The sequence below is a fragment of the Nocardioides sp. W7 genome, from assembly GCF_022919075.1.
GTDB lineage: Bacteria > Actinomycetota > Actinomycetes > Propionibacteriales > Nocardioidaceae > Nocardioides.
The window spans coordinates 180,736-205,333 of the sequence record NZ_CP095078.1 but is presented as its reverse complement, the minus strand read 5'-3'; the positions used below and the strand labels follow the sequence as shown (position 1 = coordinate 205,333).

Here is a 24,598-nt window from a genome sequence, read left to right as displayed (position 1 = left end):
CATGACCACTCTGCAGCCCACCACCGTCCAGCAGGGCGGAAACCTTGCCGCCCTGCCGCGAGCCGGCACCCGCCCGGCGTCGGGCGGCGCGGCTCCGTTGAAGAACAACCACTACCAGCTGCTCCAGGTCGTGCTGTTCTGGGCCGGCGCGATCCTGCTGCCGCTCGGGCTCGTGGTGATCGTGCTGGGCTGGTACGGCGCGGCCAACACGCCGTACCAGTACGACCAGCTCTCCTACCTGGTCTCCGGCGGACTGCTCGGCCTCGGCCTCACCTTCGTCGGCGGTTTCCTCTACTTCGGCGCCTGGCTGGCCCGGATCGCCGACGACGGCCGGCAGTCCTCCAAGCGGCTGGCCGACACGCTGCTGGTGCTCGCCGACGTGACCTCGCGCTCCGCCGCCATCAGCGACCAGGGCGTCGACCTCGCGGCGGTCCCCGTCACCGCGGGCGAGGGCACCACCCTGCACCGCCGCGACTGCGCACTCGTCGCGCACCGCGACGACCTGCGCGCAGCCGGCGACAACCCGAGTCTCACGCCCTGCCGGGTCTGCCGGCCCTGACCTGACGGTGGTTGAGCATCGAAGCCGCGCTAGCGGGTTTCGACACGGTTGCTAGCGCAACCTGCTCAACCACCGGGCAACGGTTGCTAGCGCAACCTGCTCAACCACCGGGTGCTGGCGCAGCCTGCTCAACCACCGGATCTTCAGAACTTCAGGTGGTGGGACAGGTCGCCGGTCTGGTCGACGTACATGGTCCGGGTGTCGAAGCACCAGGCTCCGTTGACCCGGTGGAAGGTGTCGCGGTAGCGACCGGTGATGATCACCTGCAGCGGCAGGTCGGGGGTCGCCTGGGTGACCAGGTAGTACGACGAGCAGGTGGCGCTCCCGGCGTCCTCGTCGACCTCCACGCGGGCGTTCGTGGTCACGTGGTGGGTCCGGGGCGTGCCGTCGTCGTACAGCCGGGTCGCCATCTCGTAGAGCCCGCGCACCGCGTCGCGACCCTCGAAGACGGTGCCGGGCGGGCCGCCTTCCGCGCCGTGGATCCGGCCGCGCGCGAAGAGCGCCGCGACTCCATCGAGGTCGCCGGAGTCGATCGCCTCGGCGTAGGCGTAGAGCAGGTTCTCGATCTTGCGTGCGCTGTCGACCACGCGCGGAGCATAGGGTGACCGCCGTCACAGGAGGAACCATGACGGACTGGACGCTGGCCGGGGTGCTCGCCGACGCACGACGCAAGGAGGGCCTCGACGACTGGGGACCCGGTCCGTTCGAGGAGCCGCTCGCCGTACTCCTCGAGGCGTACGGCGGCGCCGACCTCACCGACGTCGGCGCCCACCTGCTCCGGAGCGGGGCGGTGCGCAGCCTGCGGATGCGGCTGCGCGCGCAGGAGTGGGTCCGGCGGCACCCCGAGATCCTCGACGAGCAGGTGGCCGACCCGGTGGTGGTGGTCGGGATGATGCGCAGCGGCACCACGCTGGTGCAGCGGCTGCTCGCGGCCGACCCGCGCTTCCAGTGCGCCCACGGCTGGGAAGTGGTCTCACCCGTGCCGCGGCTCGACCACGAGTGGACGTCCGTCGACCCGCGGATCGTCCGGGCCGAGGAGCAGGCGGCGGTCTCGCGCGAGCTGGCGCCGGAGATGTTCGCGATCCACCCGATGCACCCGCGCGAGGCCGAGGAGGAGATCGTCTTCCTCGCCGACGCGTTCCTCTCGCACGTGCCCGAGTCGTCGGCGGACGTGCCGGCGTACCGCTCCTGGATCGACACGCAGGACTTCACCCCCGCCTACGACCACCTGCACCGGATGCTCCAGCTCCTGCAGTGGCAGAAGCGCCAGCGGGGCGAGGAGGTGCGCCGCTGGGTGCTGAAGACACCGGCACACCTGGGCTACCTCGACGTCCTGCTCGCCCGCTTCCCGGGCGCCCACGTGGTGCACCTGCACCGCGACCCGCGCGCGACCATCGGCTCCGGCGCGAGCCTGAACGCCACCATGCGGGCGCTGCACCACCCGTCGGTCGACCTGCACCGGATCGGCCCGGAGTGGCTGGCGCGGATGGGCTGGGCGAACGACCGCGCGCTTGCGACTCGGGCCCGCTGGGGCGCGTCGGGCCCGGTCACGGATCTGGAGTACGACGCGGTGGTGGCCGACCCGATCGGCTCGGTCGCCGCGGTGTACGACGCCCTCGGCCTGCCGCTGACCGCGGTCGCGGAGACCTCGATGCGCGGCTGGCTGGCCGCCCGGCCGCACGACGGCAGCCGCCGGCCCGACTACGCGCTGGAGACCTACGGCTTGACCGGCGAGCAGGTCGACGAGCGGTTCGGGGCAGAACCCGTCAGCCGAGCGCCGGCCGGACCTGCGCCAGCGCCTCCTCGGTGAGGGTGCCGAGCCGGGTCAGGTCGTGCGGGGCGGGTGCTTCGGTCCAGACCGCAAGGGCGGCGAAGACGGCGCCGGCGACGACCTCGGCGCGGACGGCGGCGGCGAGCTCGGGGACGCCGCGCTCGAGCAGGACCGCGCGCAGCTCGGTCGCCATCGCACCCTGCCGGTCGCGGAAGGTGCGCTCGATCCGCTCCGGGCTGAGCAGCTCGCTGCGCAGCCGGGCGATCTCGACCATCAGCCGCGGGTCGGTCGGGGCCGAGCCGAGGGAGGCGAGCACCGAGCGGATCAGGCCCTCGCCGTCGGGCCGCTCGCGCAGCGCACGTCGGAACCACTCCAGCCGGGTCACGACGTCACCGAATAGCACCTCGTCCTTGGTCGCGAAGTGGCGGTAGAAGGTCCGCTCGGTCACGCCGACCTCGGCCGCGATCGCCGACACGCTGGCCGCCTCGAAGCCGTCGGCCACGAACCGTCGCAGCGCCGCGTCGCGGAGCGCGGCGCGGGTCCGATCGGCTTTGCCGGGGGTCTCGCTCACCGGGACACCGTAACAAAATGTCAGGGCTGACATTTCGCCGGATCACGAGTACGGTCCCCGCCATGAGCCACCCCGTCGCCACCGCCGAGCAGCACGCGCACGAGCTCGCGGCCCTCGACCTGATCGAGCACCCGACCGTGCGGGCGGCGTACCGCTCCGTCGCCGAGACCTGGCTCGGCCGGGCCATGGCGAGCGACGCGATGCGCGCCTGCTTCGAGGCGGCGTTCGAGGAGGTGATGTTCTCGGCGGCGGTGTGGAGCTCCAACCAGGACCCGCTGCGGCCGAAGGTCACCACCATCACCCGGCTCGCGCACGAGGTCGATGGCCGTCGGGTGCCCGGCAGCCGGTGGGGGATCGACAACCCGGACACGGTCTACCGGGTCGTGCCGATCTCGGGCGACGAGCGGTACGTCCTGCGCGGCCGGGTCGGCGAGCACCGGATGACCGAGAACTACTTCACGCTCTGGAACGCCCACATGGGCACCGTCGACGTCTGCGACGGCCGGCGGATGCACGTCGAGGCGGACGGGTCGTACGAGATCACCGTCGACGCCGACGAGGCCGGCGGGCGGCCCAACCACATCCGGTCGACGTCGGAGGCGCACGAGCTCTACATCCGCGACGTGCTGCTCGACTGGGGCCGCGACGACCCGAACACGATCGAGGTCGAGCGGCTCGGCGGGCCGCCCGCGACCGCCACGCTGACGCTCGACGAGCAGGCCGAGGCGACCGCGCGGATGATGGCCCACTTCGCCGACTTCACCGGCAAGCTCAGCCACGGGATGTACAAGACGCCCGCCAACCACTTCTCGCTCGCCTGGTCCGCCGACCACACGGGCGCGATGCGCAGCCAGGTGTACGTCGCCGGCCGCTACGAGCTGGCTCCCGACGAGGCGTTCGTGGTCGACGTGAGCGACGGGGGCGCGGAGTACTTCACCGTCCCGCTCTCGAACATCTGGGGTACGACGCTCGAGGTCCTCGACCGCACCGGCAGCCTCAACAAGGCGCAGTCGCGGCCGAACGACGACGGCACCTACACCTACGTGATCGCCGGCGAGGATCCCGGCGTGCCCAACTGGATCGACACCGGTGGCCTGCCCGAGGGCATCCTGACCCTGCGGATGGCGGAGTTCCCGGACGGCGGCGCCCGCCCCGACCTCGCCGCGACCGGCCGGGTGGTCCGGCTCGAGGAGGTCGGCAGCCTCGCTCTGCCGACGGTGACGCCGGAGGAGCGGGCCGCGCAGCTCGCTGAACGACGAACCGGCTACCTGCGACGACTCCCCGAGGTGACGGCATGAGCCGCTGGCTGATCACGGGCTGCTCCACCGGCATCGGCCGCGAGATCGCGCGCGCGGCGCTCGGGGCCGGCCACCAGGTCGTCGTCACGTCGCGCAAGGTCGCCGACGTGACCGACCTGGGCGAGCTCGACGGGGCGCTCGCCGTACCGCTGGACGTCACGGACCGGGACCAGATCGCCGCGGCGGTGGCGGCGGCCGAGGAGGCGTTCGGCGGGATCGACGTACTCGTGAACAACGCCGGGTACGGCTACATGTCGGCCGTCGAGGAGGGCGACGACGCGGAGGTGCGCGCGCTCTTCGACACCAACTACTTCGGCGTCGTCGACACCCTCAAGGCGGTGCTGCCGGGGATGCGCGCGCAGGGCTCGGGCCACGTCGTGAACATCTCGTCGATGACGGGCCTGGTCGCGAACCCGCCGAACGCCTACTACAGCTCGACCAAGTTCGCGCTCGAGGCGCTGACCGAGGCGCTCGCGAAGGAGGTCGGCCCGCTCGGCATCAAGGTCACCGCGATCGAGCCGGGCGCGTTCCGCACCGACTGGGCGCGCCGGTCGATGAAGGAGGCGAGCGCGCCGATCGAGGCGTACGCCGACGACGTGGGCGTGCGCAAGGACCTGATCAAGCAGTTCGCCGACCACCTGCCCGGCGACCCGCGCAAGGTGGCGGAGGCGGTGCTGATGGTCGTCGGGCTCGACGACCCGCCGCTGCGGCTGCTGCTCGGCCACGACGTGCTGAAGGCGGTGCGCGAGAAGCTCGCCTCGATGTCGGCATCGATCGACGAGTGGGAAGCCACCACCCTCGACGTGAACCTGCCGTCGTGAGCGCCCTCCCCACCGCCGCCGAGGTGCTCGCCGGCGTCGACCTCACCGGCCGGACCGCACTGGTCACCGGCGGCTACTCCGGCATCGGCGTCGAGGTGGTCCGCGCCCTCGCCGGCGCGGGCGCGACCGTCCTGGTCCCCGCCCGGCGGCCCGGGAAGGCGACCGACGCGGTCGCGGGCATCGACGGGGTCGAGGTCGGCGCACTGGACCTGGCCGACCAGGCCTCGGTGGCGTCGTACGCCGACGGGCTGCTCGCCGCCGGTCGCCCGCTCGATGTCGTCATCGGCAACGCCGGCGTGATGGCCTGCCCGCAGACCCGGGTCGGGCCGGGTTGGGAGCTTCAGCTGGCGACCAACCACCTGGGCCACTTCGCGTTGGTGAACCGGCTAGCGCCGCTGCTCGGGGCGGGCTCCCGGGTGGTGAGCGTGTCGTCGACCGGCCACCACCTGTCCGGCTTCCGGTGGGACGACCCGTGGTTCGAGACCGGCTACGACAAGTGGCTCGCCTACGGGCAGTCGAAGACGGCCAACGTGCTGTTCGCCGTACACCTCGCGGCGCTGGGTCGGGAGCGCGGCGTGTCCGCCTTCTCGCTCCACCCGGGCGCGATCCTCACCTCGCTCGGCCGGCACCTCCAGGAGTCCGACCTCGACGCGGTGATGACCCTCGACGCCGACGGGCAGCCGGTGCTGCCCGACTTCCGCTCGCCCGAGCAGGGCGCCGCCACCGTGGTCTGGGCGGCGACCTCGCCGAGCCTCGCCGCGCACTCCGGCGCCTACCTGGAGGACTGCGGCATCGCGCCCGTCGTACCTCCCGGTCCGCAGACGACGTACGGCGTGAAGGACTACGCACTCGACCCGAACGACGCCGCCCGGCTCTGGGCCTGGTCGGTCGAGCAGACCGGGGTGGACGGCTTCGGGGACGGCGCAGCCGGGTGACAAGTCGGAAGGAGCGCGGCCTTGTTCCGACTTGATGGGTGTAAGTCGGAATAACTGGGTACGCTGATCCGAGTTGCCCCGTCCCGTCAGGAGCCCCTCGATGGCGTTGTCCGGCTCGCCCGAGGTGCCGCGTGCGGACGCTTCGGCAATGGTCCCCATTGCGCCGCACGGCCGCCAGGTTCGTCCCTGGTCCCAGACCTTTCGGGCCGGGACGAAGGAGGACCGGATGATGAGCGAGGTCGAGACGTACCTGCCGCCGCACCTGGCCGACATCGACCCGGCGATCCCGTCGCGCCTCGGCTCGACGATGGACGCCGCCCTCAGCGCGATCGCCCGACTGGACGACACCCACAGCGAGCACCTGGCCTCCCTGTCCACGATCCTGCTGCGTGCCGAGTCGGTCGCCTCCTCGAAGATCGAGCGGATCGAGGCCTCGATGGAGGACTACGCGCGCGCCCTGCACGGCATCAGGGCGAATGCCTCCGCGGTCTCGATGGTGGCCTCCACCCGGGCGCTCGGGAACCTCATCGGATCCGTCGACGACGCGCGAGACCTCACCTGGGACAACGTCCTGGCCGCGCACCGCGTCCTGATGGCGGACGACCCTTACGAGGCCGCCTACGCCGGGAAGGTCCGCGACCAGCAGAACTGGATCGGTGGATCGGACCACTCGCCTCGCAACGCTCTCTACGTCCCGCCGCCCCCGGGGACCGTGGGCGCCTATCTCGAGGACCTCGTCACCTTCGCCAACCGGGGCGACCTCAACGTCCTGGTCCAGGCCGCCATGACGCACGCGCAGTTCGAGTCGATCCACCCGTTCACCGACGGCAACGGCCGGATCGGCCGGGCTCTGATCAACACGGTGCTCCGCCGCCGGGGGGCGACCAGCCGGATCGTCGTGCCGCTCGCCTCGGCGCTCGTCGCTCGACGCGACGACTACTTCGACGTCCTCGGCTCCTATCGCGACGGCGACGCCGGACCGATCATCGCCGCGTTCTCGACCTCATCGACCATCGCCGCCGAGGAGTCCGCCGTCACCGCCGAGCACCTCTCCCGGATGACCGCCGAGTGGCTGGAGTCCGCCGGCACGCCCCGGGCGGGCAGCGCTGCGCGCAGGATCGTCGACTCGCTCCTCGACGTCCCGGTGTTCTCCGCCGAGGAGGTCGAAGCCAGGATCGGTGGCGCCACGTCGAGCATCTACGCCGCGCTCGGCCGGCTGGAGTCGAGCGGCGTCATCCGGCCGCTGACCAACCGGGCGCGCGACCAGGTCTGGGGCGCCGCGGCGCTGCTGGACGAGCTCGACGACCTCGGGGTCCGGATCGGCGCCCGCGCGCGTCGTGTGCTGGCGTGACCCTGGCTCCCCAGGTGTCCGGAGGGGAGCGACGCCGGGCGGTCAGTCCTCGCCCGCCGTGACGACCTCGTCCGGCTTCGCCCTCAGCACGTGCTCGATGTAGTCGCGGGCGGTGTCGAAGATGCCGACCTCGTGGCCGGCGCGCTCGGAGAGGTACCACCGGTGCACCAGCACCTCGTGGAAGAACTCCGCCGGCTCCAGCTTGCCGCGCTGGTCGGGCGGGATCATCTCGATGAGCGGCTCGTAGATCTGGGTCAGCCATCGGTAGGCGACCAGGCTGCGGTCCTCGCGGCCGAGGCCGTAGTGGGCGGTGAAGGACGCGATGTCGTTGAGCATCCGGCGGGCCTGGCCGTCCTCGACGTTCAGCCCGGTCAGGGCCTGCAGCTCGCGGCAGTGGTGGCCGAGCTCGACGACCTTCGGCTGGATCCGCACCTCGTCGCCGTCGAAGTCGGTGACGATGTCGAGCTCGTCGACGTCGAAGCCGAGGTCGTTGAGCCGCTCGATGCGCTGCTCGATGCGCCACATCTCGCCGGCGGAGAACTCCTCGGGGTCGGTGAGCTCGGCCCAGAGTGCGTCGTACCGCTGCTGGAGCAGGGCCACGGTCTCGTGGGCGTGCACGTCGCTGTCGAGGGAGTTGCTGGCCTGCAGGTCGAGGAGCTCGGCGAAGACGTTCTCGGTGGCGATGGTCAGGTCGTACTCGCGCATCTGCCGCGACAGCGTCGGTCGGAGCTCGCCGGTCTCGGCGTCGACGAGGTACGCCGCGAAGCCGCCGGCGTTGCGGCGGAACAGCACGTTGGACAGCGACACGTCGCCCCAGAAGAAGTCGGCGAGGTGCAGCCGCACGAGCAGCACCACCAGGGCGTCGACCAGCGCCGGCAGGCTCTCGGTGCTCATGCCGTGCGCGAAGAGGCTGCGGTAGGGCAGCGAGAACTGCAGGTGCTGGGTGAGCAGCGCGGCGGGCAGCGGCTCGCCGTCGGCGTCGACCCGGCCGGTGACGACGCCCTGGGGCAGGACCGCGGGCAGGCCCAGCCGCTGCAGGTCGCGCAGCAGCCGGTACTCCCGGAAGGCGATCTCCTCGACCGTCTCCTTCACCGCGTAGGTGCGGTCGTGGAGCCGGATGATCCGCACGACGTGGCGCGACAGGCCGCGGGGAAGGGGTACGACGTACTGCTCGTCCCACTCCTCCAGCGGCTGGGACCACGGGAGCGTGATGATCGCGGGATCCGGTCGGCTGGCGACGATGCGCAGCGCCATCGGGCCACCCTAGCCCTCGGAGGCGTCGGAAAGTCCTCGGGAAGTCCTCGGGAAGATTGACGCTTCAACCTCTGTTGCGTCGGTATGAAGAACATCGGGTTCCTGTCCTTCGGGCACTGGACGCCGTCGCCGCAGTCGGCGACGCGCACCGCGGCCGACGCGCTGCTGCAGTCGATCGACCTGGCGGTCGCGGCCGAGGAGCTCGGCGCGGACGGGGCGTACTTCCGGGTGCACCACTTCGCCCGCCAGCTCGCATCGCCGTTCCCGCTGCTCGCGGCCATCGGGGCGCGCACCAGCCGGATCGAGATCGGCACCGGCGTGATCGACATGCGCTACGAGAACCCGCTCTACATGGCGGAGGACGCCGGGTCCGCCGACCTGATCTCCGGCGGGCGACTGCAGCTCGGCATCAGCCGGGGGTCACCGGAGCAGGTGATCGACGGGTACCGCTACTTCGGCTACGAGCCGGCGCCGGACACCGATCACGCCGACCTCGCGCGCGAGCACACCCGGGTGCTGCTCGAGGTGCTGCGCGGGGAGGGCTTCGCGGAGCCGAACCCGCGGCCGATGTTCCCCAACCCGCCCGGACCGCTGCGGATCGAGCCGCACGCCCCCGGGCTGCGCGATCGGATCTGGTGGGGCGCCGGCTCGCGCGCGACCGCCGAGTGGACGGCGGAGCAGGGCATGAACCTGATGTCGTCCACGCTGCTGACCGAGGACACCGGCGTACCGTTCCACCAGCTGCAGGCCGAGCAGATCGAGCTCTTCCGCAAGGCCTGGGAGGCCGCCGGTCACTCGCGGGTCCCCCGCGTCTCCGTGAGCCGCAGCATCTTCCCGATCGTGAACGACATGGACCGGATGTACTTCGGCGGGGAGGGCGGCAGCCAGGACCAGGTCGGCATGATCGACGGCGGCGTCGCGCGCTTCGGCAAGACGTACGCCGGCGAGCCGGACCTCCTGGTCGAGCAGCTGCGCGAGGACGAGGCGATCGCCGCCGCGGACACCCTGCTGCTGACCGTTCCCAACCAGCTCGGTGTCGACTACAACGCCCACGTGATCGAGTCGCTGCTCACCCACGTCGCGCCCGCGCTCGGTTGGCGCTGAGGGCGACTGCCCGCCCCGCAGACGTCTCAGGCGTCTCGGGCGTTTCATCGGTGTCGAGAAACTCGCGCTTGTGTCGTGAAGTATCTCGACGTAGGCGTGAATTTCTCCGCCTAGGCGGAGAAATTCACGCGCCACCCCAGACCCACACCCCAGCCCCGTCCGCAGCCGGCAGCCGTACGACGCCCCGCCGCGCCTTGAGATCGCCCGCACGCCCGCCCTCGGTGGCGAGCAGCAGCGAGCCGCGGGTGAGACCGAGCGGGCCGGCGGGCAGGTCGATGGCCGAGCCGCCCGTGCGGCGGGCGAGCACCAGCACCGAGCCGGCCGGGTGCTCGCGCAGGAAGACCAGGGCGTCGTCGTCGACGTAGGCCCAGCGCAGCCCGCCGCGGCGCAGTGCCTCGTGGTCGCGCCGGGCGGCCGCCAGCGCGCCGTACGTCGTGAGCGTGGCGTGGTCCCAGGTCTCGGGCCGGTCCCAGGGCATCGGGCGGCGGGAGTCCTCGCCGAGCACGCCCTCCAGGCCGATCTCGTCGCCGGCGAAGACCATCGGCACCCCGGGCAGCGTGAACTGCAGGCCGGCGGCGACCCGGTGCAGGGGGCCGGAGCCGGTGACGGTGCGGATCCGGGCGCTGTCGTGCGAGCCGAGGATGTTCCACGACGTGGCCGCAGCGTGCCAGCCGTAGCGGGCGGTCCACTCGCGGACGGTCTGCTGCACCAGGGGTCCGGGGCGGCGCGGCACGGGCAGTGGCCGGCCGAAGGCGCGCGCCGGGGAGGCCGGATCGCGCAGCCACGACCACACCGGCCAGGAGAAGCCGGAGTAGTTCATCGTCCCGTGCCAGCCGTCGCCGTCGAGGTCGCCGGACGCGTCGTGGTTGTGCTCGCCGATCACCAGCGGGTCCGGCCGCTCCGCGGCGGCGGTACGACGCACCGCGCGGGCGGTGTCGTGGTTGACGTCGAGGGTGCCCAGCCGCCCGGTCATGTTGGCGACGTCGATGCGCCAGCCGTCGACGTCGAACGGCGGCCGCAGCCAGCGGGCCACGACCGAGTCGGGCCCCTCGACCATCGCGGACCGCAGCGTGGGGTCGGCGAGGTTGAGCTTGGGCAGGGTGCCGTGGCCCATCCAGCACTCGTAGCTGCCGTCGTGGTTGAAGTAGTACCAGCCGCGAGCCGGCGACGAGGGGTCCGACGACGCACTGACGAACCACTCGTGGGTGTCGCCGGTGTGGTTGGTCGTCAGGTCGCCGAGCAGCCGCCAGCCGCGGTCGTGGACGGCGGTGCAGAGCCGGGCGTACGCCTCGTCGCCGCCCAGCAGCGGGTCGACCCCGTCGAAGGTCGAGGCGTTGTAGCGGTGGTTGCTCTCGCCGGGGAAGACGGGGGTCGTGTACAGGATCGTCGCGCCGACCTCGGCGACATGGTCGAGGTGCTCGACGACCCCGTCGAGGTCGCCGCCGAAGAACTGCAGCGGGGTCCGGGGGTCGCTGCCCTCGAACACCACCTCGTCGTCCCAGGCCGCGGGCACCGCCCACTCGGGTGTGGGCCGCCCGTCGGCGGCGGCCGAGCGCGCGAAGCGGTCGGGGAAGACCTGGTAGACGACCCCGTCCCGGCCCCAGTCGGGCGCCGGCTCGTGCACGGTGACCCGGAAGTCGAAGGTGTCCGGGCCGTCGTGGCCCACCATCCCGGCGGCGGTCAGCCAGCGCTGCTCGCCGTCTGCGTCGGCGAGCAGGAAGCGGTAGTGCGTCACCGGGTTGTGCACGGGCAGCTCGCCTTCCCACCAGGTCGCGTGCTCGTCGCGCTCGACCACGGCGCAGGCGTGGTACGTCGGCTCGGCGTCGTACGTCGTCCGCACCCACACCGACTCGACCGGGTCGCCGGACCAGGTGCGCAGCCGTACCTTCACGGGCCAGCCGAGGGCGGGGGCCTCGTGCTCGAGGTAGCGGGGCGACCCGTCGTGGTGCGGCTCGTGCAGCAGGTGGTGCGGGGTGGCGCTCATCGGGAGACTCCAGGTCGGTTGCGAGGCCGCGGCTCGAGCCAGACGGCACCGGTGCCGTAGCTCGCCGCCTCGTCGCCCGGGTTGACCAGGGCGCAGCTCTTCATGCTCAGGCAGCCGCAACCGATGCAGCCGTCGAGACGATCGCGCAGCAGCTCGATGCGGCGGATCTGCTCGTCGAGCCGGGGCCGCCAGGAATTGCTCAGCCGGTGCCAGTCGGACTTGGTGGGGGTGCGGTTGTCGGGCAGCGTCGCAAGCGCCTCGGCGATCTCCTCGAGGCTCAGCCCGATCCGCTGGGCCGTGCGGATGAAGCCGATCCGGCGCAGGGTGTGCTGCTCGTAGCGGCGCTGGTTGCCCGTCGTACGCACCGAGTGGATCAGTCCGCGGGACTCGTAGAACCGGATCGCCGACGTCGCCACGCCTGCGCGCTCGGCCAGGTGTCCGATGGTCAGCTGGGTCACGGGTCCAGCCTCGCGGAGGTTCAAGCCTGCTTCAAGTTGACCTTGCGCACGCTCTCCTGGGCGAGGGCGGTGAGGAGGACGCTCAACGCGGGAAGCACCAGGATGCCGCGCAGAGGGGCGTCGGTCTCCAGGATCGGGCCGGCGGCGGACAGGGTTGCCGCCGAGGCGCACACGGTGAGGCTCACCAGCATCGCGGTCGTCGCGACCGGGCGGGGCAGGAGCAGGCGCAGGGAGTTGCGCAGAGCCAGCAGTGCGAAGAAGCCCCCGAGGACGAGAGTGAAGGCGGTGGCCGCACCGGGGCCCTCGAACCCCACGCTCAGGATGGAGGCGACGACCGAGGCCTGGAAGACGACGAAGAACGGGGTCCCGATGTCCGCCTGCTCGTCGGGGCGCAGCCACCACGCAGGTCCGAAGGTCATGCGGACATCGTCGTACATAGCGAGATCGCACGTTGGTAGAACAAGTTCTAGTTCGCCTGCTAGCGTCCGGCCATGACCAGCACCCTGAGCGACGACCAGCGCGTCGTCGTCGTCACCGGCGCCGCCTCCGGCGTCGGCTACGCGACCGCCACGATGTTCCGCGACGCCGGCGAGGTCGTCTTCGGCCTCGACGTGAACCCGACCGTCCCCGAGGGCGTGACCTATGTCGAGACCAACGTCGCCGACAAGGCCTCGGTCGACGCGGCGATCGCGACCTGCGCCCAGCACGGCCGCATCGACGTGCTCGCCAACGTGGCGGGCATCGTCCAGTTCGGTCGGTTCGAGCAGATCGACGAGGCCGAGCTGGACCGGGTGCTCGCGGTCAACCTCAAGGGCCCGTTCCTGCTGACCCAGGCGGCGCTCCCGTACCTGAAGGCCGGACCGGGCTGCGTCGTGAACGTCTCCTCGGTCGCGGGCCGGGTCCCGCAGCCGTACGCCGCCGCGTACGGCGCCTCCAAGGGCGGGCTGACCCAGCTGACCAAGAACCTCGCCCTGGAGCTGGTCTCCACCGGCGTCCGGGTGAACGCCGTCTGCCCCGGCACCATCGACACCCCGATGGTGGCCAAGGTGGCCGAGACCTATCCGAGCGACCTGGAGCCCCGGATCTCCGAGCGGCTCTTCATGCAGATGCCCGGTGCGATCCCGCCCGGCGACGTCGCGGCGGCCATCGGCTACCTCGCCTCGCCCGCGGCCGCGTTCGTCACCGGCACGGTGCTGGCCATCGACGGGTTCATGAGCTGACATGGGCGTCCTGGAGGGCCGGGTCGCGATCGTCACCGGCGCCGCCCGCGGGGTCGGCGCCGGCATCGCCCGGGCCTTCGCCAAGGAGGGCGCGCGCGTCGCCGTGGTCGACCTCGACGCCGAGGGTGCCGAACGGACGGTCGCCGAGCTGACGCCGTACGCCGAGGCGTTCGCGCTGCGCTGCGACATCCGTGACTCCGCCCAGGTGGATTCCTGTGTCGCGGACGTCGTCGAGCGGCTCGGGTCGGTCGACGTGCTCGTCAACAACGCCATCGACGCGGTCTCGGCGCGTTTCGAGGCGACGACCGACGACGAGCTGGACCGGGTGCTCGACACCGGCCCGAAGGCGACGCTCTACTTCATGCGCGCCTGCTTCCCGCACCTGCAGAGCAGCGCGTACGGCGGCCGCGTGATCAACCTGCGCTCCGGCTCCGAGCCGCAGGGGCTCGCCGGCTTCGGCGCGTACGTCGCCTCCAAGGCCGCCGTCGCCGGACTGACCCGGGTGGCCGCCCGGGAGTGGGGACGGCACGGCATCACGGTCAACAACCTCGCGCCGTTCGTGCTCAGCGAGGGAGCCCGGACCTACTTCGACGAGCGCCCCGAGGAGCTCGAGAAGATCGTCCTGAAGACGATGTCGGTGCCCCGGGTCGGCGACGCCGAGCACGACGTCGGCCGGGCCGCGGTCTACCTGGCCGGCCCCGACTCGTCGTACGTCACCGGGGTGACGCTGAGCGTGGACGGGGGCGGCAGCTTCTTCAGCTGACCCGCGTGCCCACTAGCATGAGCGACCGACCCGATCGGGTCGCGCCGATGTAGCTCAGTTGGTAGAGCGCCTTACTTGTAATAAGGATGTCGCGGGTTCAATTCCTGTCATCGGCTCCGAGGCGGACTTCTCGGGGCAAGCCGTACGTTCTCGGCCGACATTTCGCCCGAGAACGTCCAGCTTCCCCGGTGAACCGGGGAAGTTCCAGGCCGGCCCTCAGTCGCCCTTCAACCCGGCGATGAACGAGATGTCCATCTCGTCCTTGTAGACCTCGACCTCGAGCCCGCCGGCGCTCGCGGTGACCTCGGGGCCGACCTGCCAGCCGACGTCCTTGATCGAGCCGCCGCCACGGGTGTCGACGGTGACGTAGACGCCGGACTTGAACGAGCCCTCGACGCCGCCCACGCCGCCCTTGGCCTTGCTGCCGGCGACGATGGTCATGGTGCCGCTGCGGAAGTCGTAGGAGATCTCGGCGAAGGCGTTCAGCAGCGGCAACACCTCGGCGGAGAACTCCTGCTGGACCTTCTCGCAGTTGACCTTCATCTCGCTCGGGCCGAGCCCGAACTTGAAGCTGATCTTCTTGGCCTCCTCCGAGCACGCGCCGGCGCTCTCGGCGTCCGGCTCGTCCTCGGCGTCGACGCCCTCGACCGGCAGCGGCTCGACGCAGTGGTCCGAGCGGACCTGGGCGTCGCGGGCCCACACCCAGCCGCGGGTGGCGATGCCGGTGTGGGTGGTCGCCTCGAGCCGCTCGATGCCGAGGATGATCAGGTCGTGGCCCGCGGGCTCGGCGACGTGGGCGGCGATCGAGCTCATCAGCTGCGAGAGCAGGGCGATCCGCTCGTTCTCGGTGTCCTGGTACTCCTGCATCAGCGCCAGCCAGTGCTGGTGCTCCGAGCGCAGCGCGGGACGGCAGTGGTCGTTCATGTACTTCGTGTAGCAGGGGGTGTCGTCGCAGGCGGCGAAGGCGTCGTCCTGGATCTCGCCGTAGGTGTACGGCGCCTCGCCGGTCCCGCCGCCCCAGAACGCCTCCTTCTGCTCGGTCAGGTCGTCGAGGATCCGGTCGACCTGGTTCTCCAGGGCCTCGATCTCGGGGCTGGTGGCGGTGTAGGAGAGGCTGATCAGGTCGTGCCGACGCTCGCGCTCGGCCTCGGTGCTCGTGGCGTCGGCGGCGTCGAGGAGCACGTCGAGCGCGTTCGCGCGGGCGTTGTGGTCGTCGATCTCGGTGAAGTTGTGGTCGAGGATCGCCTGGTAGCCGTCGATCATGGCGACCGCCCGGTCGGGGGAGACCGGCAGGGGGACCTGACGCAGGTGCGTGGTGCGGCCGGCACCGAGATCGATCTGCGACAGCGGCTCGGGACGCGCGACCTCCTGCTCCGGCGCGGTCTTCTCCTGAGTGCGCTGGCGGCTCTTGCGGACCAGGCGGGCCGCCTTCACGTCGTCGCCCGCGCAGGCCTCGATGGTGGCCAGGCCGGCCTCGGCCTCGGTCAGCACCGGTGCCGCCGCCCGGGCGGCGAGGAACCAGGGCCGCGCCAGCTCGGCGCGGCCGGTCATCACCAGGGCCTGTCCGCGCACGGTCGCCGCGATCGCCTGCTGCGGGATCCCCATCGCCGGGGTCCGGAAGGTCCGGGAGGCGGCAGCGTCGAGGAGCGCGACCGCCTCGTTGGGCATGCTCAGCGAGACCGCGAGCGACGCCGCGTTCACCAGGTGGGTGCCGATGGTCGGCTCCAGGTCCGCGGCGCGGAGCAGCGCGGCCAGGGCGAGGCCGGGCGAGCCCTGGGCGACGCCGGCCGTCGCGAGCTGCTGGAGCCCGACGACGTCGTCGTACGACGGGGATGCGGCGAGCGCGGCCATCCCCGCGGCGGCGTCCTGGGTGAGCCGGGACCGGAGGCTGGCCACGGCGTCCGGGAGGGAGAACGCCCGGGCGGGGTAGGCGGACTGGCAGAAGATCTTCAGGTACCCGAGCGCGTCGTCCTCGTCGGCCGGCCAGTCCCGGGTCGTCGCGAAGCTGTCGAGCACCGTCTCGCCCGGATCCATCGCGGGGATCTGCGGGGTCGGCGGCGCCGGCGGGGGAGTCGTCGGTCGCTGCACCTGCAGCGTCCCGGCGACCCGGCAGTTGTTGCGCTCGTTGCGCTCCTTGACCTTGCGCTGGCCGTCGGCGCAGACGCGGACGGCGTACGACCCGGTCGCCAGCGTCACGGGCACCCGGAACGCCACGGTGGCCGGCCGGGTCCGCTTGCGCGGCTTCAGGGCGCCGACGGCGCGACCGGCCACGGGTACGGCGGCGCGGCCCGCGACCAGGTGGACACGGGTCGTCGAGCGCCTCGCCTTCGCGGTGCCGCTGTTGCGCAGGGTGTGTGGGACTCGCACGGTCGCGCCGGGCGCGACCGTGCGCACCGGGAGCGACGCGCTCGCGACGACGAGGTCGGGTGCCTTCGGGCGTGCGGCCCCCGCCGGGCCGGCCGGCAGCAGAGTGGCGGCGAGGGCGACGGACGCGACGAGGACGGGCAGGCGGGACGACATGACCCAGGACTGAACCAGGACGGCGCGCGATCCCGCCGCGTCATTTCAGAGCCGTCCAGACCGGCCGGAAATGCGGGTGGCGGGACCCGTCCCGATGTCGTACGACGCTGGGTCAGCGCAGCCGGCGGGCGGGGAACGTCGGCGGCGGGTCGGCGATGGCGTCCTGGGCCGCGATGAGCTGGATCTCGCGGGTGCCGGCGGCGATGGTCGCCTCCAGGATCGCGAAGACCGACGAGGTGGTCCGCTCCAGCGCGGTGGCCGGCGAGCCGGTCGTGCGCAGGTGGGCCAGGTAGAGCGCCGCGGTGACGTCGCCGCACCCGTTCGGGCTGATCGGCAGCAGCGGGGTGGTGACCGCCCAGGCGCCGGCGTCGGAGACGGCGACCACGTCGAGGTGGTCGGGCTCGACCTCCGAGGTCAGCACGCTCGTGACCAGGACGTCGCGGGGGCCGCGGTCGCGGACGGCGTCCACCGCGTCCAGCACCTCCGCGATCGTGGTGGTCGTGCGGCCGGCCAGGAAGTCGAGCTCGAAGTGGTTCGGGGTCACCACGTCGGCCTGGGGCACGACCGTGTCGCGCATGAACTCGGGGATGCCCGGTCGCACGAACATGCCGCGGCCCACGTCGCCCATCACCGGGTCGCAGCAGTAGACCGCGTCCGGGTTGAGCGCCTTGACCCTGGCGACCGCGTCCAGGATCACCGCGCCGACGGCCGGGTCGCCCTGGTAGCCCGAGAGGACCGCGTCGGCCTGGCCCAGGACGCCACGGTCCTCGATGCCGGCGATCACGTCCGCGACGTCGGCCGGGGCGAGCAGCGGCCCGCGCCACGCGCCGTACCCGGTGTGGTTCGAGAAGTGCACCGTGAGCACCGGCCAGACCTCGTGGCCGATGCGCTGGAGCGGGAACGTGGCGGCGGAGTTGCCGACGTGGCCGTAGGCGACCGAGGACTGGATGGACAGGATCTGCACCGGACCATCCTCCACCCCCAGGTAACTAGAACAGGTTGCAGTTCATGGCGTAGTGTGTGCCGAGCCACATTCCGTCAGTATGTGAACGCCGAGGTGTATCGATGGCCAAGACCCCCTACCGCAACGAGGCCGACTACGTCGTCGTGGGATCCGGGAGCTCCGGCGCCGCGATCGCCGGCCGCCTGGCCGAGTCCGGGGCGAGCGTGATCGTCCTCGAGGCAGGCAAGAGCGACGAGCAGTTCCTGGTGAAGAAGCCCGGGATGATCGGGCCGATGCACTCGGTCCCGCAGATCAAGCAGCGGGTCGACTGGGGCTACTACTCCACCCCGCAGAAGCACATCCTCGACCGCAAGATGCCGGTCCCGCGGGGCAAGGTCGTCGGCGGCTCGAGCTCGGTCAACGGCATGGTCTACGTGCGCGGCAACCGGGCCAACTTCGACTCCTGGGCCGCCGAGGGCAACACCGGCTGGGACGCCGACTCGGTGAACGCGGCGTACAAGCGGATGGAGGACTTCGAGGACGGCGAGAACGCCTTCCGCGGTGCCGGCGGCCCGATCCGGGTCACCCGCAACAAGGCTCCGCAGGAGGGCACCCTCCAGTTCATCCAGGCCACCGCCGACACCCTCGGGGTCAAGGTCCTCGACGACTACAACGGGGAGTCGCAGGAGGGCATCGGCCGGATGCAGCAGAACGCCGCGCAGGGGCTGCGCTACAGCGCCTCCCGCGGCTACATCCACCACCTCGCGCCGCCCACCCTGCAGCTGCAGTCGGAGGTGCTGGTCCGCAAGGTCGTCGTCGAGAACGGCCGCGCGACCGGCGTCGAGGTGACCGACAAGAACGGCTCGCAGCGCACCGTACGCGCCGGCAAGGAGGTCATCCTCTCCGCCGGCTTCGTCGGGTCCGCCCAGCTCCTGATGCTCTCGGGCATCGGTCACGCGCAGCACCTGAGGGACCATGGCATCGCGGTCGTCGCGGACCTGCCGGTCGGGGACAACCTGCACGACCACATGTTCCACGCGATGACCTTCCACACGACCTCCTCGAAGATGCGCGGCAACGCCTTCTTCTTCGGCAAGGGCATCGTGAAGGAGGCGCTGCGACCCGGTACGACGTTCCTCGCGAACTCGGTGTTCGAGTCGGTCGGGTTCGTGCGCACCTCGCAGGCCACCGACGTACCCGACCTGCAGCTGCACCTGTTGCCGTGGGCCTACGTCTCGCCCAACCAGGACGAGGCGATCCGCCACGACGTCGACCAGCGGCCCGCGCTGACGGTGCTCACGACCCTGATCTACCCGCGCAGCCGCGGCACCCTGCGGCTGGCCTCGGCGGACCCGACGGCGGCACCGCTGATCGATCCCCAGTACCTCGCCGACCCGGCCGACCTCGAGCTTCTCGGCGAGGGGTCGGAGATGGTCCGCGAGATCATGGGCGGCGCGGCCTTCGGCGGCGCGGTCAAGGAGGAGCTGCACCCCGGCGCCAACCTGACGGGCCAGGCGCTGCGCGACGCGATCCTCAACCGGGCGACCTCGGTCTACCACGGGGTCGGCACCTGTCGGATGGGTGTCGACGAGCTCGCCGTCGTCTCGCCCGACCTGAAGGTCCGGGGCGTCGAGGGCCTGCGGGTCTGCGACGCCTCGATCATGCCGTCGATCACCGGCGGCAACACCAACGCGCCGGCCATCATGATCGGCGAACGCGGCGCCGACCTGGTGCTGGGACGGGGCTGACCATGACTCTCACGCCGCAGCGGATCGCCCGCCCCGCGTCGGTCACCGACGCCTTCCTCCAGCGCCTGGTCGCCCGGATCCCGTCCACCGGCGGCGGCACCTGGAGGCTCACCGAGGTCTACACCGGCGAGCTGCTCGTCGAGCTGCCGCAGTCGACCCCCGCCGACATCGAGGGCGCCTTCGCCGCCGCCCGGGCCGCCCAGCGCGAGTGGGCCGCCTGGCCGCTCGCCAAGCGGCTGAAGGTCTTCAAGAAGGCGCACGGCCTGTTCATCGACAACGCCCAGACGACCGCCGACCTGATCCAGGTCGAGAGCGGGAAGAACCGGCGGATGGCGATCGAGGAGACCTGCGACCCGCCGATGGTGATGAGCCACTACCTCAAGCGCGCGCCGAAGCTGCTCGCGTCGGTGAAGCGCGGCGGGCCGGTGCCGTTCCTGACGACGTCGACCGAGATCCGCCAGCCCAAGGGCGTCGTCGGTGTCATCGCGCCGTGGAACTTCCCGTTCGCGACGGGCATCTCGGATGCGATCTCGGCGCTGATGGCCGGCAACGCGATCGTGCTCAAGCCCGACAACAAGACCGCCCTGTCGCCGCTGTACGGCATCTCGATGCTGGAGGAGGCGGGGCTGCCGAAGGGGTTGTTCCAGGTCGTCTGCGGCGAGGGACCCGACGTCGGGCCGACGCTGATCGACAACGCCAACTACGTCATGTTCACCGGCTCGACCAACACCGGCCGGGTGATCGGCGAGCGGGCCGGTCGCAACCTGATCGGCTGCTGCCTCGAGCTCGGCGGCAAGAACCCGATGATCGTGCTCGAGGACGCCGACCTGGAGGAGACCGTGCAGGGCGCGGTCTTCGGGGTGTTCGGCAACACCGGCCAGATCTGCATGCACATCGAGCGGATCTACCTGCCCGAGTCACGCTACGACGAGTTCAAGACCCGGTTCGTGGAGGCGGCGGAGTCGCTGCGCGTCGGTGCGTCGTACGACTTCGGGCCCGAGATGGGCTCGCTCGTATCGCCCGACCACAAGGACCGCGTGCAGGCGCACGTGGAGGACGCCATCGCCAAGGGCGCGACCGTGGTCACCGGCGGGAAGGCCCGCCCCGACCTCGGCCCGGCGTTCTTCGAGCCGACCATCCTCGAGGGCGTCACCAAGGACATGCTCTGCGGCGTCACCGAGACCTTCGGGCCGGTCGTCGCGCTGCACCGCTACCGCACCGTCGACGAGGCGGTCGCCCTCGCCAACGACACCGACTACGGCCTCAACGCCTCCGTGTGGGGTGGAGACGTGGAGGCCGCGTGTGCCGTCGCCCGGCGCATCGAGTCGGGCAACGTCAACGTCAACGACATCCTCGCGACTGCGTTCGCCTCCAAGGGGACGCCGTCGGGCGGGGTGAAGCAGTCGGGGGTCGGAGCGCGGCACGGCGACTACGGCCTGCTGAAGTACACCGACGTGCAGAACCTCGCGGTGCTGAAGAAGCAGGTGATGGGCGCGCGGCCCGGGCAGGACTACGACGCCTACGTGAAGTCGATGCTGTCCGGGCTGAAGCTGATGCGGAAGACCGGGATCCGCTGACTCACCGGTGGTTGAGCAGCTTGCGCTAGCAACCGTGTCGGCCGGTGGTTGAGCAGGTTGCGCTAGCAACCGTGTCGAAACCCGGTGAGCCGAGAGGCCACCTCGATCGAGGTCGCTTCGACGCTGCGGGGGTTTCGACACGCTCGTCGCTGGCGCTCCTCGCTGCTCAACCGCCGGTGGTCTCGGTGGTTGAGCAGGTTGCGCTAGCAACCGTGTCGAAACCCGGTGAGCCGAGAGGCCACCTCGATCGCGGTCGCTTCGACGCTGCGGGGGTTTCGACACGCTCGTCGCTGGCGCTCCTCGCTGCTCAACCGCCGGTGGGTCTCGGTGGTTGAGCAGGTTGCGCTAGCAACCGTGTCGAAACCCGGTGAGTCGACAAGCCACCTCGATCGCGGTCGCATCGACGGTGCGGGGGGTTTCGACACGCTCTCGCTGCTCAACCACCGGGGGTGTTTCGGTAGCGTCGCTCGCGTGAGCGAGATGACGTACCGCCCGCTGGGCGGCTCAGGGCTGATGGTCAGTGCGGTCGGGATCGGCTGCAACGCGTTCAGCGGGCGGGTGGACCTCGACGGCGTGCGCGGCATCCTCGCTGCGGCGCGCGACACCGGGGTGACCCTGCTGGACACTGCGGACGTCTACGGCGGCCACCCCGGCGGGAGCGAGGAGCTGCTCGGCGAGGCCCTGCAGGCCAGCGCGACGAGTTCGTGCTCGCGACCAAGTTCGGGATGGACATGCGCGGCGCGAACGGCGCCGACCACGGGGTGCGGGGGGCCCGGCGCTACGTACGACGCGCGGTCGAGGCGTCGCTGCGGCGGCTGAAGACCGACCGCATCGACCTGTACCAGCTGCACCGGCCCGATGACGTGACCCCGATCGAGGAGACCCTGTCGGTGCTGACCGACCTCGTGCACGAGGGCAAGATCGGCTACCTCGGGTGCTCGAACTTCGCGGGCTGGCAGGTCGCCGACGCCGACTGGACGGCGCGGTCGGGCGGGCTGGAGAGGTTCGTCTCGGTGCAGAACCGCTACTCGCTGCTCGACCGCTCGATCGAGGCGGAGGTGGTGCCCGCCTGCGAGACCTACGACCTCGGCGTACTGCCGTTCTTCCCGCTGGAGTACGGCCTGCTGACCGGCAAGTACCGCCGCGGGTCCGCGGCCCCCGAGGGCTCCCGGGCCCAGCTCGACCCGGCGCGAGCGGGGTGGCTGGCCAAGGCCGACTGGGACCGCATCGAGGCGCTCGAGCGGTACGCCGAGGCTCGCGGTGTCGAGGTCCTCGACGTGGCGATCGCCGGGCTGGCCGCGCAGCCGGCCGTCTCCTCGGTGATCTCCGGCGCCACGTCCGGTGATCAGGTGCGGCGCAACGCGGCCGCGCTGGCCTGGGAGCCGACCGAGGCGGACCTGGTCGAGCTGGACGAGATCACCGCCGACTGAGGCTCGCGCGGCGCTGGTCAGGCAACCTGGAGCGACCGCTTGGACAGCCCCATCCAGAACCCGTCGATGATCTGCTCGCCGGGCGTACCGGCGTCGGAGGCGGCGCCGAGGGTGACGAACAGCGGCGTGTAGTGCTCGACCGTCGGGTGGGCGTAGGGCATGCCGGGGGCCTTGGCGCGGTAGTTCGCGAGCTCGTCGACGTCGCCGCGGGCCAGCGCCTCGGCGGCCCACGAGTCGAAGTCGCGTGACCAGCCCGGGGCCTGGGCGTCGATCGACCAGTCGGTGAGGTAGCGCAGCCCGTGGGTGAGGAAGCCCGACCCGATGATCAGCACGCCCTCGTCGCGCAGCGGCCGCAGCCGGGCGCCGATCGCGAGCAGCCGCTCGGGGTCGTGGGTGGGCAGGGACATCTGCACGACCGGGATGTCGGCCGCCGGGTACATGATCTTCAGCGGCACCCAGGCGCCGTGGTCGAGCCCGCGGGTGGCGTGCTGGTGGACCGGCTCGGTCGCCGGCATCAGCGCCGCGATCCGCTCGGCCAGGGCGGTGGAGTCCGGCGTCCGGTAGGTCATCTCGTAGTACTTCGGGTGGAAGCCGCCGAAGTCGTAGACCAGCGGCGCCCGGTTGGCGCTCAGGCTGATCGGGGCCGACTCCCAGTGCGCGCTCACGATCAGGATCGCGGTCGGGCGCGGCAGGTCGCCCGCCAGCGAGGCGAGCTCGGCCGACCACAGCGGGTCGTCCAGCAGTGGGGGAGCACCGTGTCCGAGGTAGAGGCCCGGCATGCGTACGTCGACGGTGGTCATGACTCCTCCAATGGTTTGATCTTCAACTATATTCCCTCGGAGTGGCCGTGTCACGGGCCTCGGCAGGTCTCGGGGTTCGGGGACGTCATCCGAGGCGGCTGTCCTAGCGACCGGGCGGTACGACGTCCCGCGCGGGCTCGGCCCACGAGGTCCGGCCGTCACCGGTGATCGGCAGCACCGGCCCCCCGGTGACGTCCGGCCGGACGGTCGCCTCGCCGAGGCCGCGTACCCGGGCCAGCAGCTCCCGGGCGCGGACGCGGAGCCGTCCACCGTCGTCGACCGCCAGGCCGTGGACGTCGAGACCCGCGGCCCGGCCGAGGTCGACCGCGCGGGCGACGTGGAACTCCTGGGTGACCACGACGGCCGACTCCACCTCGAAGACGACACGGGCCCGGCGCATCGTGTACCAGGTGTTGAAGCCGGCGTAGTCGGTGAACACGTCCTCGGGCGGCACTCCGGCGGCGAGCACCGCGGCCCGCATGGTGTCGGGCTCGTTGTACTCGTGCGTGCCGTTGTCGCCCGAGAGCAGGATCTTGTCCACGGTGCCCGCCTCGTGGAGCGCGACCGCCGCGTCGACGCGGGCCTGCACGATCCGCCCGAGCGTGCCGTCGGGTCGGACCAGCGAGCCCGGCACGATCGCGACCTGGGCGTGGGGCAGGTCGGCGGGGGCGTCGGCCACCCGGTCGCCGGTGCGCACGATCACGACGGCGTTCGCCGTCCCGACGAGGGCGAGGATCAGGAGCGCGAGCACTCCGGCGCCGACGAACAGGCGGCGGCGCCACCCGCGCCGGGTCACGCCGGCACCCGCCAGTCGACCGGGGTGCCGCCCTGCTCGACGAGGAGGGCGTTGACCCGGCTGAACGGGCGCGAGCCGAAGAACCCCCGACTGGCCGAGAGCGGCGAGGGGTGCACGGACTCGACGTACGGCGTGCTGCCGAGCATCGGCTTGAGGCTCTGGGCGTCGCGGCCCCACAGGAGCGCCACGAGCGGGCCACCGCGCTCGACCAGCGCCTCGATCGCGCGCTGGGTGACCTGCTCCCAGCCCTTCCCGCGGTGCGACGCGGAGGCGCCGGGCTGCACGGTGAGGACCCGGTTGAGCAGCATCACGCCGGCGTCGGCCCAGGCGGTCAGGTCGCCGTGGGCGGGCATCTCGAGGTTGAGGTCGTCGCCGAGCTCGGTGTAGATGTTCGCGAGGCTGCGCGGGATCGGTCGCACGTGCGCCTCGACGGCGAAGCTGAGCCCGATCGGGTGCCCGGGCGTCGGGTAGGGGTCCTGTCCCACGATCAGGACGCGTACGTCGGCGAGCGGTCGCCGGAAGGCGCGGAAGACGTTGTCTCCGGTCGGCAGGTACGGCCGGTGGGCGGCGATCTCCTCGCGCAGGAAGCGGCCCATGGCGGCGACCTGGTCGTCCACCGGAGCCAGGGCCGCGGCCCAGTCCGGTGCCATCAGGCCCTTGTCGACGAGTCCGGCGAGTGCGCTCACGCGGACACG

The 24,598-nt window shown here is 71.7% G+C and carries 23 protein-coding genes and 1 tRNA gene; 13 read left to right on the top strand and 11 right to left on the bottom strand.

The features are described from left to right. Position 1: 1 nt before the first annotated feature. Positions 2-559, top strand: coding sequence for a hypothetical protein (locus MUB56_RS01085; protein WP_244930074.1), 558 nt, complete (start codon positions 2-4; stop codon positions 557-559). Between the two features lie 143 nt (positions 560-702). Here the strand turns inward: MUB56_RS01085 and MUB56_RS01080 are convergent, their stop codons facing one another. Further along, complete coding sequence (locus MUB56_RS01080; RefSeq protein WP_244930073.1) at positions 703-1,146, bottom strand: nuclear transport factor 2 family protein; 444 nt, start codon at positions 1,144-1,146, stop codon at positions 703-705. Between the two features lie 38 nt (positions 1,147-1,184). Here MUB56_RS01080 and MUB56_RS01075 point away from each other — a divergent pair, with 38 nt between their 5' ends. After that, the gene (locus tag MUB56_RS01075) at positions 1,185-2,369 is read left to right on the top strand and encodes a sulfotransferase (protein ID WP_244930072.1); all 1,185 of its coding nucleotides are present in this window, start codon (positions 1,185-1,187) and stop codon (positions 2,367-2,369) included. Here MUB56_RS01075 and MUB56_RS01070 read toward each other — a convergent pair. Beyond that, positions 2,326-2,901 (bottom strand): TetR/AcrR family transcriptional regulator, encoded by a 576-nt coding sequence (locus MUB56_RS01070; protein ID WP_244930071.1) that lies wholly within the window; start codon positions 2,899-2,901, stop codon positions 2,326-2,328. The two genes, MUB56_RS01075 and MUB56_RS01070, sit on opposite strands and share 44 nt — an antisense overlap. Before the next feature lie 62 nt (positions 2,902-2,963). On the opposite strand from MUB56_RS01070, the gene MUB56_RS01065 reads away from it, so the two are divergent. From MUB56_RS01065 to MUB56_RS01050, 4 genes are all read left to right on the top strand, one after another. Continuing rightward, a complete protein-coding gene (locus MUB56_RS01065; RefSeq protein WP_244930070.1) occupies positions 2,964-4,199 on the top strand; it encodes a hypothetical protein in 1,236 nt (411 codons plus the stop codon). Next, positions 4,196-5,020, top strand: a complete 825-nt coding sequence (locus MUB56_RS01060; protein ID WP_244930069.1) for an oxidoreductase — start codon at positions 4,196-4,198, stop codon at positions 5,018-5,020. Before MUB56_RS01065 ends, MUB56_RS01060 begins: the two co-directional genes overlap by 4 nt. Beyond that, positions 5,017-5,955 (top strand): oxidoreductase, encoded by a 939-nt coding sequence (locus MUB56_RS01055; RefSeq protein ID WP_244930068.1) that lies wholly within the window; start codon positions 5,017-5,019, stop codon positions 5,953-5,955. The genes MUB56_RS01060 and MUB56_RS01055 overlap by 4 nt, the downstream gene beginning before the upstream one ends. A 229-nt stretch (positions 5,956-6,184) precedes the next feature. Continuing rightward, positions 6,185-7,306: a Fic family protein gene (locus tag MUB56_RS01050; protein ID WP_280637343.1), complete on the top strand. Its 1,122-nt coding sequence runs from the start codon at positions 6,185-6,187 to the stop codon at positions 7,304-7,306. Positions 7,307-7,348: 42 nt separating this feature from the next. Here MUB56_RS01050 and MUB56_RS01045 read toward each other — a convergent pair whose 3' ends face one another. Beyond that, a complete protein-coding gene (locus tag MUB56_RS01045; protein WP_244930067.1) occupies positions 7,349-8,560 on the bottom strand; it encodes a DUF4032 domain-containing protein in 1,212 nt (403 codons plus the stop codon). A gap of 84 nt (positions 8,561-8,644) precedes the next feature. Between MUB56_RS01045 and MUB56_RS01040 the strand changes: the two genes are divergently transcribed. After that, positions 8,645-9,664 (top strand): LLM class flavin-dependent oxidoreductase, encoded by a 1,020-nt coding sequence (locus MUB56_RS01040; RefSeq protein WP_244930066.1) that lies wholly within the window; start codon positions 8,645-8,647, stop codon positions 9,662-9,664. A 124-nt stretch (positions 9,665-9,788) separates the two neighbouring features. Here the strand turns inward: MUB56_RS01040 and MUB56_RS01035 are convergent, their stop codons facing one another. From MUB56_RS01035 to MUB56_RS01025, 3 genes are read right to left on the bottom strand one after another with little or no spacing between them, the layout of a single operon-like run. Beyond that, complete coding sequence (locus tag MUB56_RS01035; protein WP_244930065.1) at positions 9,789-11,648, bottom strand: glycoside hydrolase family 13 protein; 1,860 nt, start codon at positions 11,646-11,648, stop codon at positions 9,789-9,791. Then, positions 11,645-12,106, bottom strand: a complete 462-nt coding sequence (soxR, locus tag MUB56_RS01030) for a redox-sensitive transcriptional activator SoxR (RefSeq protein ID WP_244930064.1) — start codon at positions 12,104-12,106, stop codon at positions 11,645-11,647. The genes MUB56_RS01035 and soxR overlap by 4 nt, the downstream gene beginning before the upstream one ends. Positions 12,107-12,126: 20 nt before the next feature. Then, positions 12,127-12,525: a hypothetical protein gene (locus tag MUB56_RS01025; protein ID WP_244930063.1), complete on the bottom strand. Its 399-nt coding sequence runs from the start codon at positions 12,523-12,525 to the stop codon at positions 12,127-12,129. A gap of 72 nt (positions 12,526-12,597) precedes the next feature. Between MUB56_RS01025 and MUB56_RS01020 the strand changes: the two genes are divergently transcribed. The 3 genes from MUB56_RS01020 (at position 12,598) to MUB56_RS01010 (ending at position 14,205) form a co-directional block, all read left to right on the top strand. After that, a complete protein-coding gene (locus tag MUB56_RS01020; protein WP_244930062.1) occupies positions 12,598-13,326 on the top strand; it encodes an SDR family oxidoreductase in 729 nt (242 codons plus the stop codon). A gap of 1 nt (position 13,327) precedes the next feature. Further along, positions 13,328-14,089 carry an SDR family oxidoreductase gene (locus MUB56_RS01015; protein WP_244930061.1) on the top strand — a complete coding sequence of 254 codons (762 nt, stop codon included), beginning with the start codon at positions 13,328-13,330 and terminating at the stop codon, positions 14,087-14,089. A 43-nt stretch (positions 14,090-14,132) separates the two neighbouring features. Then, positions 14,133-14,205, top strand: a tRNA-Thr gene (locus MUB56_RS01010). A 100-nt stretch (positions 14,206-14,305) separates the two neighbouring features. Here the strand turns inward: MUB56_RS01010 and MUB56_RS01005 are convergent. Both MUB56_RS01005 and pdxY read right to left on the bottom strand, forming a co-directional pair. Further along, positions 14,306-16,609, bottom strand: coding sequence for a CARDB domain-containing protein (locus MUB56_RS01005; protein WP_244930060.1), 2,304 nt, complete (start codon positions 16,607-16,609; stop codon positions 14,306-14,308). Positions 16,610-16,721: 112 nt separating this feature from the next. Next, positions 16,722-17,573 (bottom strand): pyridoxal kinase PdxY, encoded by an 852-nt coding sequence (pdxY, locus tag MUB56_RS01000; RefSeq protein WP_244930059.1) that lies wholly within the window; start codon positions 17,571-17,573, stop codon positions 16,722-16,724. Positions 17,574-17,674: 101 nt separating this feature from the next. On the opposite strand from pdxY, the gene MUB56_RS00995 reads away from it, so the two are divergent. The 3 genes from MUB56_RS00995 to MUB56_RS00985 all read left to right on the top strand — a co-directional run bounded on the left by MUB56_RS00995 (position 17,675) and on the right by MUB56_RS00985 (position 22,307). Beyond that, the gene (locus tag MUB56_RS00995) at positions 17,675-19,300 is read left to right on the top strand and encodes a GMC family oxidoreductase N-terminal domain-containing protein (RefSeq protein ID WP_244930058.1); all 1,626 of its coding nucleotides are present in this window, start codon (positions 17,675-17,677) and stop codon (positions 19,298-19,300) included. Positions 19,301-19,302: 2 nt separating this feature from the next. After that, positions 19,303-20,877, top strand: coding sequence for a succinic semialdehyde dehydrogenase (locus MUB56_RS00990; protein ID WP_244930057.1), 1,575 nt, complete (start codon positions 19,303-19,305; stop codon positions 20,875-20,877). Between the two features lie 704 nt (positions 20,878-21,581). Then, positions 21,582-22,307: an aldo/keto reductase gene (locus tag MUB56_RS00985; protein WP_348536705.1), complete on the top strand. Its 726-nt coding sequence runs from the start codon at positions 21,582-21,584 to the stop codon at positions 22,305-22,307. A 17-nt stretch (positions 22,308-22,324) separates the two neighbouring features. On the opposite strand, the gene MUB56_RS00980 is transcribed toward MUB56_RS00985, so the two are convergent. The 3 genes from MUB56_RS00980 to MUB56_RS00970 form a co-directional block, all read right to left on the bottom strand. After that, positions 22,325-23,107 carry a class III extradiol ring-cleavage dioxygenase gene (locus tag MUB56_RS00980; RefSeq protein WP_244930056.1) on the bottom strand — a complete coding sequence of 261 codons (783 nt, stop codon included), beginning with the start codon at positions 23,105-23,107 and terminating at the stop codon, positions 22,325-22,327. Positions 23,108-23,210: 103 nt separating this feature from the next. After that, on the bottom strand, positions 23,211-23,903 hold the full coding sequence (locus tag MUB56_RS00975) for an ElyC/SanA/YdcF family protein (RefSeq protein ID WP_244930055.1): 693 nt from the start codon (positions 23,901-23,903) through the stop codon (positions 23,211-23,213). After that, entirely contained in the window at positions 23,900-24,589 is a 690-nt protein-coding gene (locus MUB56_RS00970) for a uracil-DNA glycosylase (protein WP_244930054.1), read from the bottom strand. The genes MUB56_RS00975 and MUB56_RS00970 overlap by 4 nt, the downstream gene beginning before the upstream one ends. Between the last annotated feature and the right edge of the window lie 9 nt (positions 24,590-24,598).

Coding starts and splice junctions, on each gene's coding strand:
- MUB56_RS01005 (WP_244930060.1), bottom strand. CDS start 16,609: ATGTCGTCCCGCCTGCCCGTCCTCGTCGCGTCCGTCGCCCTCGCCGCC.
- MUB56_RS01035 (WP_244930065.1), bottom strand. CDS start 11,648: ATGAGCGCCACCCCGCACCACCTGCTGCACGAGCCGCACCACGACGGG.
- MUB56_RS00980 (WP_244930056.1), bottom strand. CDS start 23,107: ATGACCACCGTCGACGTACGCATGCCGGGCCTCTACCTCGGACACGGT.
- MUB56_RS01020 (WP_244930062.1), top strand. CDS start 12,598: ATGACCAGCACCCTGAGCGACGACCAGCGCGTCGTCGTCGTCACCGGC.
- MUB56_RS01045 (WP_244930067.1), bottom strand. CDS start 8,560: ATGGCGCTGCGCATCGTCGCCAGCCGACCGGATCCCGCGATCATCACG.
- MUB56_RS01075 (WP_244930072.1), top strand. CDS start 1,185: ATGACGGACTGGACGCTGGCCGGGGTGCTCGCCGACGCACGACGCAAG.
- MUB56_RS01050 (WP_280637343.1), top strand. CDS start 6,185: ATGAGCGAGGTCGAGACGTACCTGCCGCCGCACCTGGCCGACATCGAC.
- MUB56_RS01025 (WP_244930063.1), bottom strand. CDS start 12,525: ATGACCTTCGGACCTGCGTGGTGGCTGCGCCCCGACGAGCAGGCGGAC.
- MUB56_RS00990 (WP_244930057.1), top strand. CDS start 19,303: ATGACTCTCACGCCGCAGCGGATCGCCCGCCCCGCGTCGGTCACCGAC.
- MUB56_RS01085 (WP_244930074.1), top strand. CDS start 2: ATGACCACTCTGCAGCCCACCACCGTCCAGCAGGGCGGAAACCTTGCC.
- MUB56_RS01040 (WP_244930066.1), top strand. CDS start 8,645: ATGAAGAACATCGGGTTCCTGTCCTTCGGGCACTGGACGCCGTCGCCG.
- MUB56_RS01015 (WP_244930061.1), top strand. CDS start 13,328: ATGGGCGTCCTGGAGGGCCGGGTCGCGATCGTCACCGGCGCCGCCCGC.
- MUB56_RS00995 (WP_244930058.1), top strand. CDS start 17,675: ATGGCCAAGACCCCCTACCGCAACGAGGCCGACTACGTCGTCGTGGGA.
- MUB56_RS01065 (WP_244930070.1), top strand. CDS start 2,964: ATGAGCCACCCCGTCGCCACCGCCGAGCAGCACGCGCACGAGCTCGCG.
- MUB56_RS01060 (WP_244930069.1), top strand. CDS start 4,196: ATGAGCCGCTGGCTGATCACGGGCTGCTCCACCGGCATCGGCCGCGAG.